Consider the following 12,245-nt stretch of genomic DNA (forward strand, 5'->3'; position numbering starts at 1 on the left):
GTGCCGCATACGATGAGGCACATGGGTGATGTGCTGGCCGGAATTCATGCCACCTGGGAGTTCGACACCGACTCCGTGCTCATCCGCTTCGAACGGGGTATCCGCACGCCGAAGCTCCTGCAGAGCCTGCGGGAGCGCCGCATCCCGCATGCTGCGCTGTCGTCGGTGACGCTGACCCCGGGCAAGCGGGACACGGTGGTGCTGCGTGTCGTGCCGAGACCGGGTGCCGATCCGCTCCTGGAGGCTGCCGCGGGACAGCTGAAAGAGGGGTGCGACCCCTACCGCCTGGTGCTTCCGGCGGAGCGGGAGCTGCTCGCGGAGTATTACGCGGACGAGCTGCGGTCCTGTCTGGGCACCGCGCCCGACGAGCCCGCCGACCGGTTCCTGGTCTCCGCGCCCGAGGCGCCGATGCAGTTCAAGGCGTACGACGGACGAGCCGCCTTCGACGGGGAGCGGGTCTCCTTCCGGTGGTTCTGGACGGGGGCCTCCAGTGCGAAGTGGAAGGCCGGCGACCAGACCTACCGGGTGAGCGAATTGGCCGGAATCGAGTGGCGCTCCCCCGAGGCCCTGGACGGCTGCCTCCGGCTGGTGCCGCGCGCGGCCGTCCCGGCGGACCACCGCACCGGAGGCAGCCTCGGCGACCTGCACGGGCCCCAGACCCCTGGCCTGGAGGCGGCGGGCATCGCGGTGAACGGCGCTTCGGCCACCGTGAGCCGCGTCCCCGCGGACCAGGATCCGGCGGCGGTGCTTTTCGGCCTCGGGTACGGACCGGTGCACGAGTCGCTGCCCTTCGCCGCCGCCGTACTGGAATCCGTACGCCGGACCCAGAGCGCACCGGCCGTTCCGGCCCCGGCACTCGTGAACGCCGGGCGGCGCGACCCCGCGGACATCGCCGAGCGGATACACCACCTCGGTGAACTGCATCAGGCGGGGCTGGTGACGGACGACGAGTACAGCGCGAAGAAGGCCCAGCTGCTCGCGGAGCTGTGAGACCCCGTACCGGAGTATCAGGCGGCGGCGGGGCTGTTCAGCACTCCGGTATGACGCCCGGGAGGCGCTCTGGCTCCTAGGCTGACCCCGTCATGTCGACCACCCCCGCCGGGCCTCCGCCGCCCGCCGACGGCCTGCTGAGCGCCGCCCGCCGCAATCTGCGCGAGCTCGCCCACGGGCTGTCCCACGCGTCCCATCCATCCACGCCGCTGCTGGCCGACGCCCCGAAGCTGTGGCAGCGGCTCCTGCCGTATGCCGTGGTCCTCGCGCTGGCCGCGACCTTCATCCCGGTCACGATCACCGTGCTGACCGGCCGGTACGGCGTGCCCGGCGCGCTGGCCGGGGCGCTCGGCGTGGCCCAGGCGGCGCCGCTGCTGATGCTGGCCCACCGGCCGCTCCAGGCGTGGTGGATCATCTTCCCGGCCGACATCCTGGGCGCGCTGGTGATGCTGGCGCAGCCCGCCGAGCGGTACGACGTCTGGCCGTGGCCCCCGCCGGTGATCGTCGCCTACCTCTTCCTGCTGCTGGCGCTCGGACTGCGCGAGACGCGGCGGACCGTGATAGCCGTCTGGGTGGCGACGGGCGCCGCCGGAGCCGTGCTGCACCTGATCGCACCGGACCGCAGCAGCGGCAGCGCCCTGCTCCTGACGATCCTGGGCGCGGTGGTGCTGTTCGTCGGCGGTGCGGTACGGGAGAGGGGCGTGGCGCAGCGCCGGCTCGCCGAGCAGGAGACGATCAGCGAGGCCGAGCGTGCCCGGCGCACGCTGCTGGAGGAGCGGACCCGGATCGCGCGCGAGCTGCACGATGTGGTCGCTCATCACATGTCGGTGATCACCGTGCAGGCCGACTCCGCCCCCTATCGGATCAGCGGGCTGTCGAAGGCCGCCGAGGAGGAGTTCACGGCCATCGCGGCGGCCGCGCGGGAGTCACTGGGTGAGATGCGGCGGCTGCTGTCGGTGCTGCGCAGCGACGGTACGGACGGCGACCGGGCTCCGCAGCCGGGCCTGGACCGGCTCCAGCAGCTGGTGGAGGCGACGGTAAGGGCGGGGTTGCCGGTGGAGTTGTCGCTCGCCGCCGAGCTCAGCGGAGGCCGGAGCAAGACCCCAGGCTCGAAGCCGGGGCCGGGGCGGGCGGAGGTGCCGCCGGCCGTTGATCTGTCGGCGTACCGGATCGTGCAGGAGGCCCTGGCCAATGTGGTGCGCCACGCGCCGGGGGCCCGCACCCGGGTCCTCGTCGCGCCGGACCACGGCGACCTCGTCGTGCTGGTCGTCAACGGGCCCGCCGCCGAAAGAAGTTCGCCGCTGGAGACCAGCGGGACCGGGCACGGGCTGGTCGGGATGCGTGAGCGCGTACGGTTGACCGGCGGCACGCTGAGCACCGCCCCGCTGCCCGACGGCGGGTTCCGGGTCGCGGCCCGGATGCCGCTGCCCCCGGCCACCGCGCCCGTCGCCGCACCAGCCGACCCCGTGCCTCCGGAGGACCTGTGACCATCCGCGTGATCATCGTCGACGACCAGGCCATGGTGCGGGCGGGGTTCGCGGCGCTGCTGGCGGCGCAGAGCGACATCGACGTGGTGGGCGAGGCGGCGGACGGCCGGAAGGGTGTGGAGGTCAGCCGCCAACAGCATCCGGACGTGGTCCTGATGGACGTCCGGATGCCGGAGATGGACGGGCTGGCCGCCGCCCATGAGCTGTTGAACCCGCCGATCGGGGTGGTGCACCGGCCGAAGGTGCTGATGCTGACCACGTTCGACGTGGACGACTATGTGTACGAGGCGCTCCGCGCCGGGGCCTCCGGGTTCCTGCTGAAGGACGCCCCGCCCGCCGATCTGATCGCGGCGGTACGGGTGGTGGCGGCGGGCGACGCGCTGCTGGCGCCCTCGGTGACGCGGAGGCTGATCGCGGACTTCGCGACGCAGCGGCCCTCCGGAGCGACGCGCGGCAAGCAGGCGCTGCGGCTCAACGGGCTGACTCCGCGCGAGACGGAGGTGCTGGAGCTGATCGCGCGGGGGCTGTCGAACCAGGAGATCGCGGGCCGGCTGGTGCTGGCCGAGCAGACCGTGAAGACGCACATCGGCCGGGTGCTGGCCAAGCTGGACCTCCGGGACCGGGCACAGGCGGTGATCTTCGCGTACGAGTCGGGGCTGGTGACGCCCGGGGACGCAGGGGCGTAGGGCCCCGCCCTCCCCCACCCCCTACCCCGGTAGCACCTCGCAGTTGGCACTCCGGTGTGACGCCTCCTCACCCACCGTCTTCCTACCTTCCTCCCGGTCGCACCGATCGGTGCGACGGCAGAGAGGGAGGGCACGATGCGCCGATACGCGAGGACCGCGGTCGCGTTCGCACTGGCGGCGAGCGTGGTGACGGGGACGGCCGGCTGGGTTTCGGGGGATGCGCAGCAGGCGCTGACCGGGCCGCCGCCGGGCATCACGTCGTGGCGGGCGGACCGGACGCTGGGAGGGGAGCTGCCGGATCCGGAGCGCGTCAGTCCGGTCGAAGTCGCCGCGTTCTTCGACGGGCTGAGCGAGCGGGAGCGTCAACTTCTCCTCGTCCGGCACGCCTCCGTCGTCGGGAACCTCGACGGCGCGCCGCTGGAGCTGCGTTACCGTGCCAACGCCTTGGCGCTCGCCACCGCCGACGACCCCCGCTACCGCTCGCTCGCCGCGCCGGGCCGCCGGATCCTCGCGTTCGACCCGCGCGGGCGCGGCCAGGTCGCCGAGGTCTTCGGGGACCTGCGTACCGCGCGCCGGATCTCGGTGGTGGTGCCCGGTTCCGACAACGACGCCGGGACCTTCGACCGGAAGGTCGCCGCCCACGGCGCCCCGCCCGGCATGGCCAGGACCCTGCATCAGGCGGCCGGTCCGGGCACCGCCGTCATCGCCTGGGCCGGATACACCACCCCGGTCGGTGTCGGCGTCGACGCCGCGACCGGGCGCCTCGCGGAGGCGGGCGCCGAGCGGCTGGAGCGGTTCGCCAAGGGGCTGACTGCCGACGGGCTGCCCGAGCCGGCCGTCTTCTGCCACAGTTACGGCTCCGTCGTCTGCGGCCTCGCCGCCCACCGCCTGTCCGCCACCGACCTGGTGGTCCTCGGCTCCCCCGGCATGCGGGCCGACGACGTGGACGCGCTGCGGACGCGGGCCCGGGTGTGGGCGGCGAAGGCTCCGGCCGACTGGATCGACGACGTGCCGAGCGTGCGGTTCGCCGGGCTCGGCCACGGCACCGACCCCACCGACCCGGCGTTCGGGGCCAGACGCGTCCCGGCCGGCGACGCCAAGGGTCACGCCGGGTACTTCGCCCCGGGCACGGAGTCGCTGCGGGTCTTCGCGGCGATCGCGCGGGGAGCCGCCCCCGGGGAAGGTGCGGCCCGATGAGGACGGCTTCCTCCCGTGCGCGCCGGCTCGCCGCCCGCGTGGACGCCGCCACCCCTGCCCACCGGGACCGGGCCATCGACGGCCTGCGTGCCCTCGCCCTGCTCGCGGTGCCGCTCGGGCACTGGATGCTCGGCGGCTTCCGGCTCGACGCGGACGGTCTGCACAACGCGAGCCCGCTCTCGACGTTCGGGGCCTTCGCCCCGCTCAGCTGGGTGCTCCAGATGCTGGGGATCTTCTTCCTGGTCGGCGGGTACGCCTCGGTCCTCTCCTACCACCGTCGGCCCTCCACCACGGCCGCCTGGCTGCGCGGGCGCCTGGTCCGGCTCGGCAGGCCGGTGCTGGGAGTGGCCGCCGTATGGGCGGTGCTGCTGGCCGCGTCGTCCTGGCTCGGCGTGCCGGGCGACACCTTGCGTACGGCGTCGACGCTGGTGATCCAGCCGCTCTGGTTCGTCGGCGTGTACACGGTCGTCACCGCCCTCACCCCGCTCTGTGTCCGCCTCGCGCGGCGGCTCGGCGGGTGGGCCGCGCTGCCGCTGCTGGGGTCGGTCGCGGTGGTGGACTTCCTGCGGTACGGGCCCTTCGCCGACGGGATGCCGTCCTGGCTGAGCGTGCTGAACATCCTGCCCGGGTGGCTCTTCGCCTATCAGCTCGGTGTCGCGTGGGGCGAGGGGCGGATCGGGAAACGGGGTGCGCGGCTGCTGCTCGTCGGGGGCGGGGTGCTCTTCGCCGTCCTGCTGCTGGCCTTCCACTACCCGGCGTCGATGGTCGGCGTGCCGGGCGAGGCGCGGACCAACTCCCATCCGCCGTCGCTGCTGGTGGTGGCGTTGGCGGCGGCCCAGAGCGGGGCGGCGATCCTGGTACGGGACCGACTGGGGCGGTTGTTGCGCAGGCCGCTGTTGTGGGCGCCGGTCGTGGTGGTCAACATGTCGGCGATGACCATCCTGTGCTGGCACCAGAGCGCGATGCTGGCCGCCGCCATACCGGCCTCGGTGCTCGGCGACGGCACGGCGGCGGTGGCGGGGCTGACGACCGGGCCGGACACGGTGGGCTGGATCCTGGCCCGGACCGTGTGGCTGCCGGTGTTCGGGGGGCTGCTGGTGCTGATCGCGCGGTACACCCGCCGCTTCGACGCCCCCTGGCAGGCGGGCACCCGCGCCGCCCACGCCCGGCGCGCGCTGGCGGGGCTGCTGGCCGCGGGATTCGCGGTCTTCGCCCTGGGGCTGGCGTGAGAGGGGGGCTGGCGTGAGCCGGGGCTGGCGTGAGCGGGCGGGCATGAGGGGGGCCGGGTCCTTGGTTTTGATGAACTTCATGAACCAGGTGATGGCCGCGAGCCCGCCCCCCGGCCCCTCGCCGCGCCTACTCCCGAGCGGCCGACGTATGGCTCATGTCCGGGTAGCGGTCCCCCGCCACCTGGTCCGCGATCGGCTCCAGCAGGGCCAGCTCCTTTGCCGTCAGCGTCAGCCGGGTGGCCGCCACGTTCTCCAGGAGGCGGCTGCGCTTACGGGTGCCGGGGATCGGGACCACGGTGAGGCCGTGTACCTGGGCCCGCTGCTGCACCCAGGCGAGGGCCACCTGGGCGGCCGTCACACCGCGAGCGGCGGCGATCTTGTGGACCGGCTCCAAGAGGGCAGCGTTGGTGCGGGCGTTGTCGCCGGTGAAGCGGGGCTGCTGCTTACGGAAGTCGCCCTCGGACAGGTCCTTGCCCGCGTCGGTGAAGGACCCGGTGAGGAAGCCCCGGCCGAGCGGCGAGTACGGCACGAGCGTGACGCCGAGTTCCACCGCCGCGCCGAGCGCGCTCCTCTCGACGTCCCGGCTGAAGAGGGACCACTCCGACTGGAGCGCGGCGACCGGGTGCACGGCGTGCGCCTCGCGCAGCTCGGGGCCGGTCACCTCGCTCAGCCCGATCTGCTTGATCTTGCCCTGCTGGACCAGCTCCGCCATCGCGCCGATCGATTCGGCGAACGGGACGGCCGGGTCGTGGCGGTGCATGTAGTAGAGGTCGATGACGTCGGTGTCCAGCCGGCGGAGGCTCGCTTCGACGGAGGTGCGGATGTAGGCGGGGTCGTTGCTCACCCCTCGGTACCCGGGGTCGTCGGAGCGCACCAGCGCGTATTTGGTGGCGAGGGTGATCTCGTCGCGGTGGGCGCGCACGAAGGGGGCGAGGAACTCCTCGTTGGCGCCGCGCCCGTAGACGTCGGCGGTGTCGAAGAGCGTGACGCCCGCGTCCAGGGCCGCGTCGAGGGTGTCGCGGGCGGAGCGCTCGTCGGTATCACCGTAGAACTCGCTCATGCCCATGCAGCCGAGCCCTTGGACGCCGATCGCCGGCCCGCCGTCGCCGCCCAGCCGCACGGTGGCGATGGGCGCCGTCTCGTTGTCGGTCATCAGGCACCGTGCCTTTCCGGCGCCGTGCGGGCGCCCGCGTAGTACTCGATCTTGTGGTCGAGGACGGCGAGGGTGTCGTGGAGCTCCGCGATCCGCGTGATCACATCGCGGCGGGTCGACTCCAGCAGCTCCTGCCGCTCCTCGAAGGTGGACTCGCCCTCGCGGAGCAGCTCCGCGTACCGCACCATGTGGGCGACGGGCATCCCGGTCAGCCGGAGCTTGCCGACGAAGACCAGCCAGTCGAGGTCGCGGTTGGAGAAGCGGCGCTGGCCGGTGTGGGAGCGGTCGACGTGCGGCATCAGCCCGATCCGTTCGTACCAGCGCAAGGTGTGCGCGGTGAGCCCGGTGAAGGCGACGACCTCGCTGATGGTGTAGCTGTCCCTGCCGGTGGGCCGGGGATGCGGCCTGGGCAGGGCCGTACAGGCGTTCACGCCGGAAGAAGCCGCGGAAGCCTGCGGCTGTGCGCTGGTCGCGGGGGTGCTCCGGGACGTTCCGTCGATCACCGTCATGCCCTCCACGCTAAATCCTTGGAGTGCACTCGAAGCAAGCGGAACAGGCGCTCAGAGCTCTTCCTCGGCCCGGGTGAGGGCGTCGGTGATCAGGCGGGTGGCGAACTCCCGGTCCTCGGTGATGCGGTTGATGTGCTCCGCGAGCAGGAAGCAGGTGGCCTCCAAAGGGGTCATCTCCGCCTCCGTCCACTGCCCGTACTGCTGACGCCACAGGCTCGGGCTCAGCCCGGTGCCGGCGGCGATGACGAGACCCGCCATGGTGGGGATCGCCTCCGGGCGGATGCTCTGGGTCATGACGCGCATCGAGGCCACGAGCGGAGGGACCACGTACTCGATGACGTCCTTGCCGTGGTCCTCGTGCGCCTGCCGCAGCCAGGTCATGTACATGTAGATGAGGGTGCAGGCGCCGTCCAGCAGGTCATGGACGCTGCGCGGGCCCATCGAGCTGGTGAAGTGCTGCATCAGCTCGCGCTGTTCGGCCTTGCTCTCGCTTCCGCTCGTACCCTCGTAGATGCTCCTGAGCCGGGAGTCGATCATCAGCAGCGCGGCGCCCACATCGCCGGCGGGAGCGTGCTGGGGGCCGCAGGGCGATGACATGGTCGACATGGGAAGCCTCCTCGTCCGGCTGCGGTGCGCAGCGCTTCGCCTCCGCACAGTAGTCGGCCCAGGGGGCGGGAGTTGGCGACTTCGTCACCTTTCGGACGCGGTGCGGGTGCCGCCCGCGCGAACGTTAGGCTCGGGTCCATGGAGAGCTTGCGGATCATCGACACCTGGCCCGTCCCGACCGCGGCGGCCGCCGTCGTACGGGCGGACGGCACCGTCCTCGGTACGCACGGGCCGACCGCCCACCGCTTCCCCCTCGCCTCGGTCACCAAGCCGCTCGCGGCCTACGCGGCGCTGGTGGCGTACGAGGAGGGGGCGGTCGAGCTGGACGAGCCGGCCGGGCCCGAGGGCTCCACGGTCCGCCACCTCCTGGCGCACACCAGCGGCCTCGCCTTCGACGAGCACCGGGTGACGGCCCCGCCCGGCGAGCGGCGCCTCTACTCCAACGCGGGCTTCGAGGTGCTGGGCGACCACATCGCGAAGGCGTCGGGCATTCCGTTCGGCGAGTATCTGCGCCAGGCGGTCCTGGAGCCGCTGGCCATGACGTCCACGACGCTGGACGGCTCGCCCGCCCGCGACGGCGTCTCCACCGTGGACGACCTGGCCCGCTTCGCCGCCGAGGTCCAGGCCCCGCGCCTGCTCGACCCGCGTACGGTGCTCGAAGCCCAGAGCGTGGTCCACCCGGGCCTCAAGGGCGTCCTGCCGGGCTACGGCCACCAGAGCCCGAACGACTGGGGCCTCGGCTTCGAGATCCGCGACTCCAAGTCCCCGCACTGGACGGGCGCTTCCTCCTCCCCGGCGACCTTCGGCCACTTCGGCCAGTCGGGCACGTTCCTGTGGATCGACCCGGTGGCCGGCATCGCCTGCGTGGCGCTGACGGACCGGGCCTTCGGACCGTGGGCGGCGGAGGCGTGGACGCCGTTCACGGACGCGGTCCTGTCGGAGGTCGCGGGCTGAACCGGCCGCGGCCGCCCGCCGCGCACTCGGTGCCGCCGGTGACGGCACTGACCGCAATCAGCCCCCGCCCGCCGTCGGACCCGTCACGCCCGGTCGCGAACAGCACAGCGGCCGTGCGGTGTTCCGCCGTCTCGCGCGCCTACGTCACCCCTGGTCGGCAGCGGCCCGCTCCCGTCGCCGCCTGACCCACCCGACGACCAGGAACACCGCAGCCAGCGCTCCCATCGCCCCGCCGTAGACCCGGGTGTGGACCGCATACCCGGAACTCGCCGCGCCCCAGACGCCGACGATCGCCACCAGCGCGAGGAATGCGGGCGTATCGACGAATCCCCGCCTCCTGGCCGCGCTCGAACCCTCGCTCACCGGCTCCACCCTCCCCGTCGCCCCGCCCCGGCTCCTCGCCTCATCATCGCCGACGGCCCCGGAAGGGGGAACTCCTCCAGGCCCTCAGCGCAGCTCCCAGACCAGCAGCTCCGCCGCCTCCCCGACCGCGGCCGCCTCCAGCCCCTCCGCACCCGTGATCCGGGCCGCGTCCCCCGAGCCCAACTCCTCACCGTGCACGGCGACTCGGCCTCGTACCACATGCACATACAGGCGCACCGCGTCCGGCAGCGCCGTGCGCTCGCCCCCGGTCAGGCGGCGCACGTGCAGCATCGCACCGGCCGCGGGCACGGCGTACGGGGTCGAGTCGGCGATGCCGGGGACGAGCGTGTACGAGGGTTCGCCGCCCGATTCCAGCGGGGCCAGCCACATCTGGAGGAAGGTCAACGGGGCATCGCCGTCGTTGCGTTCGACGTGGCGGACCCCGGCGGCGGCGCTGAGGTGGGCCAGGTCTCCGGCCCGTACGACGGTGGAGTGGCCCGCCGAGTCGCGGTGGGTCAGCTCGCCCTCGACGACCCAGGTGACGATCTCCGTATGGCTGTGCGGGTGCTCGTCGAAGCCCGCACCGGCGGCGAGGCGCTCCTCGTTGCAGGCCAGGACCGGGCCGAAGCGGAGGTTTTCCGGGTCGTAGAAGGAGCCGAAGGAGAGCGCGTGCCGGGTCTCGATGCCGGCGTCCGGCTCGCCGCCCTGGTAGCGGTCCTCGGACCGGTGTACGGAAATCACCCGGCCACGGTAGCCCGGCCCTCCGCGACCCACCGGCCCAGCCGCCCCGTACCCACCGGTAGCCCGCACCCTCGCCCCGCCCCACCGATCCACCGGCCCGATAAGGCAGTCTTGTCCTCGTGCCCCGACCCGATCCTGAGCATTCCGCCGCCCACGACGCCCACCTGCACGCCGCGACCCTGAAACGGCTGGAGCAGTCATCCGGCCGGCTGGCCGCGAACGCGATTGCCCGCATGGACGAATCGCTGCCGTGGTACCGGGCGATGCCCCCGGAGAACCGGTCCTGGATCGGCCTGGTCGCCCAGGCCGGTATCGCGGCGTTCACCGAGTGGTTCCGGCATCCGGAGACCCCGCAGGCCATCTCGACCGATGTGTTCGGCACGGCCCCGCGTGAGCTGACCCGGGCGATCACGCTGCGGCAGACCGTCGAGATGGTGCGGACGACGATCGAGGTGATGGAGGCCGCGATCGAGGAGGTGGCCGCGCCGGGCGACGAGTCGGTTCTGCGGGAGGCGCTGCTCGTCTACGCGCGGGAGATCGCCTTCGCCACCGCCCAGGTCTACGCCCAGGCCGCCGAGGCCCGGGGCGCCTGGGACGCGCGGCTGGAGTCGCTGGTCGTGAACGCGGTGCTGTCCGGGGAGGCCGACGAGGGGGCTGTGTCCCGGGCCGCCGCGCTCGGCTGGAACTCGCCCGAGCACGTCTGCGTCATCCTCGGCACCGCGCCCGACGGCGACAGCGAGCTGACCGTGGAGGCGATCCGGCGGGCCGCCCGCCACGCCAAGCTCCAGGTCCTCACCGGCGTACTCGGCAACCGGCTCGTCGTCATCGCGGGCGGCAGCGACAACCCGCTCCAGGTCGCGAAGGGCCTGATCGGGCCGTACGCGGCCGGTCCAGTCGTCGCCGGACCCGTCGTACCGGACCTGCTGGCGGCCACCCGGTCCGCACAGGCGGCGGCGGCCGGGCTGAAGGCCTGCCTCGCATGGCAGGACGCGCCGCGCCCGGTGCTGGCGGACGATCTCCTGCCCGAGCGCGCGATGGCCGGGGACCCTGCCGCGCGGGACCAGTTGGTGGAGGAGATCTACAGACCGCTGGAGGAAGCCGGTTCGGCACTGCTGGAAACGCTGAGTGTCTATCTGGAGCAGGCGAGCAGTCTGGAGGGGGCGGCGCGGATGCTTTTCGTCCACCCCAACACCGTGCGCTACCGGCTACGACGTGTGACCGACGTCACCGGCTGGTCACCCTCCGATGTCCGCTCCGCGTTCACCCTGCGGATCGCCCTGATCCTGGGGCGCTTGGCCGCGACGGATCCTCAGTCCTAGACTTTTGTCGGACTTCAACAATTCCCCTGACGGTTCTTCGTCCCTGTCCCCACGGGCGTACGGGGCCGTCCACAAGAGAGAGTGTGAGTGTGCTCGTACTCGTCGCTCCCGGCCAAGGCGCTCAGACGCCCGGCTTCCTGACTCCCTGGCTCGACCTCCCCGGTGCCGCCGACCGCATCGCGGCCTGGTCCGACGCCATCGGGCTCGACCTTGCCCACTACGGCACACAGGCCGACGCGGACGAGATCCGCGACACGGCCGTCGCCCAGCCGCTCCTCGTCGCCGCCGGACTGCTCTCGGCCGCCGCTCTGGACGCCGCTTCACCTGACGTCGTCGCGGGTCACAGCGTCGGTGAGATCACCGCCGCCGCGATCGCCGGTGTCATCGACGACGAGGCGGCGCTCCGCTTCGTCCGTACCCGCGGGCTCGGCATGGCCGAGGCCGCCGCGGTCACCGAGACCGGTATGGCGGCCCTGCTCGGCGGCGACCCCGCCGTGACGGTCCCGCACCTGGAGAAGCTCGGCCTGACCCCCGCCAACGTCAACGGGGGCGGCCAGATCGTCGCCGCCGGCACCGCGGCCCAGATCGCCGCCCTGGAGGCCGACAAGCCCGAAGGCGTGCGCCGGGTCGTCGCGCTGAAGGTGGCCGGCGCGTTCCACACGCACCACATGGCCCCGGCCGTGGAGAAGCTGCGTGCGGCCGTCGGGGACCTCACGGTCACCGACCCGGTCGTGCGGTACGTGTCCAACGCCGACGGCCACCCGGTCGCCACCGGCACCGAGGTCATCGCCCGGCTGGTCGGCCAGGTCGCCAACCCGGTCCGCTGGGACCTGTGCATGGAGACCTTCCAGGAGCTCGGCGTGACCGCGCTGGTCGAGCTGAGCCCCGGCGGCACCCTCACCGGGCTCGCCAAGCGGGCGCTGCCCGGTGTGAAGACGCTCGCGCTCAAGACCCCCGACGACCTCGACGCCGCCCGCGCGCTCATCTCCGAGCACGCAGGCGCCTAAGGAG

13 protein-coding genes are annotated in these 12,245 nt (G+C 73.0%); 8 read left to right on the forward strand and 5 right to left on the reverse strand.

Going from position 1 to position 12,245, the window contains the following annotated elements; translation table 11 throughout:
• The first annotated feature begins 21 nt into the window (after positions 1-21).
• From ACIRR8_RS00965 to ACIRR8_RS00985, 5 genes are all read left to right on the forward strand, one after another.
• On the forward strand, positions 22-990 hold the full coding sequence (locus ACIRR8_RS00965) for a DUF4429 domain-containing protein (RefSeq protein ID WP_404057572.1): 969 nt from the start codon (positions 22-24) through the stop codon (positions 988-990).
• Positions 991-1,082: 92 nt separating this feature from the next.
• On the forward strand, positions 1,083-2,477 hold the full coding sequence (locus ACIRR8_RS00970; RefSeq protein WP_404057574.1) for a sensor histidine kinase: 1,395 nt from the start codon (positions 1,083-1,085) through the stop codon (positions 2,475-2,477).
• A complete protein-coding gene (locus ACIRR8_RS00975) occupies positions 2,474-3,163 on the forward strand; it encodes a response regulator (RefSeq protein ID WP_404057576.1) in 690 nt (229 codons plus the stop codon). The genes ACIRR8_RS00970 and ACIRR8_RS00975 overlap by 4 nt, the downstream gene beginning before the upstream one ends.
• 135 nt (positions 3,164-3,298) lie before the next feature.
• Positions 3,299-4,360 carry an alpha/beta hydrolase gene (locus ACIRR8_RS00980; protein WP_404057578.1) on the forward strand — a complete coding sequence of 354 codons (1,062 nt, stop codon included), beginning with the start codon at positions 3,299-3,301 and terminating at the stop codon, positions 4,358-4,360.
• Entirely contained in the window at positions 4,357-5,589 is a 1,233-nt protein-coding gene (locus tag ACIRR8_RS00985; RefSeq protein ID WP_404057580.1) for an acyltransferase, read from the forward strand. Before ACIRR8_RS00980 ends, ACIRR8_RS00985 begins: the two co-directional genes overlap by 4 nt.
• A gap of 127 nt (positions 5,590-5,716) precedes the next feature.
• Here the strand turns inward: ACIRR8_RS00985 and ACIRR8_RS00990 are convergent, their stop codons facing one another.
• Genes ACIRR8_RS00990 through ACIRR8_RS01000 form a run of 3 tightly spaced genes read right to left on the reverse strand, consistent with a single transcriptional unit; the run spans position 5,717 to position 7,848 of the window.
• A complete protein-coding gene (locus ACIRR8_RS00990) occupies positions 5,717-6,742 on the reverse strand; it encodes an aldo/keto reductase (protein WP_404057582.1) in 1,026 nt (341 codons plus the stop codon).
• Positions 6,742-7,251, reverse strand: a complete 510-nt coding sequence (locus tag ACIRR8_RS00995; RefSeq protein WP_404057584.1) for a MerR family transcriptional regulator — start codon at positions 7,249-7,251, stop codon at positions 6,742-6,744. The genes ACIRR8_RS00990 and ACIRR8_RS00995 overlap by 1 nt, the downstream gene beginning before the upstream one ends.
• Before the next feature lie 51 nt (positions 7,252-7,302).
• Complete coding sequence (locus ACIRR8_RS01000; RefSeq protein ID WP_404058667.1) at positions 7,303-7,848, reverse strand: hypothetical protein; 546 nt, start codon at positions 7,846-7,848, stop codon at positions 7,303-7,305.
• A 147-nt stretch (positions 7,849-7,995) separates the two neighbouring features.
• Here ACIRR8_RS01000 and ACIRR8_RS01005 point away from each other — a divergent pair, with 147 nt between their 5' ends.
• A complete protein-coding gene (locus ACIRR8_RS01005; RefSeq protein WP_404057586.1) occupies positions 7,996-8,811 on the forward strand; it encodes a serine hydrolase domain-containing protein in 816 nt (271 codons plus the stop codon).
• A gap of 144 nt (positions 8,812-8,955) precedes the next feature.
• On the opposite strand, the gene ACIRR8_RS01010 is transcribed toward ACIRR8_RS01005, so the two are convergent.
• Together ACIRR8_RS01010 and ACIRR8_RS01015 are read right to left on the reverse strand one after the other, a co-directional pair.
• Entirely contained in the window at positions 8,956-9,174 is a 219-nt protein-coding gene (locus tag ACIRR8_RS01010; protein ID WP_404057588.1) for a GlyGly-CTERM sorting domain-containing protein, read from the reverse strand.
• Positions 9,175-9,258: 84 nt separating this feature from the next.
• Complete coding sequence (locus ACIRR8_RS01015) at positions 9,259-9,915, reverse strand: pirin family protein (RefSeq protein ID WP_404057591.1); 657 nt, start codon at positions 9,913-9,915, stop codon at positions 9,259-9,261.
• A 119-nt stretch (positions 9,916-10,034) separates the two neighbouring features.
• Between ACIRR8_RS01015 and ACIRR8_RS01020 the strand changes: the two genes are divergently transcribed.
• Together ACIRR8_RS01020 and ACIRR8_RS01025 are read left to right on the forward strand one after the other, a co-directional pair.
• A complete protein-coding gene (locus ACIRR8_RS01020) occupies positions 10,035-11,234 on the forward strand; it encodes a helix-turn-helix domain-containing protein (protein ID WP_356169500.1) in 1,200 nt (399 codons plus the stop codon).
• Between the two features lie 89 nt (positions 11,235-11,323).
• Positions 11,324-12,241, forward strand: coding sequence for an ACP S-malonyltransferase (locus ACIRR8_RS01025; RefSeq protein ID WP_404058669.1), 918 nt, complete (start codon positions 11,324-11,326; stop codon positions 12,239-12,241).
• The last annotated feature ends 4 nt before the right edge of the window (positions 12,242-12,245 follow it).

Source organism: Streptomyces sp. NPDC101178 (assembly GCF_044767965.1).
In the GTDB taxonomy this organism is placed as follows: Bacteria; Actinomycetota; Actinomycetes; order Streptomycetales; family Streptomycetaceae; genus Streptomyces.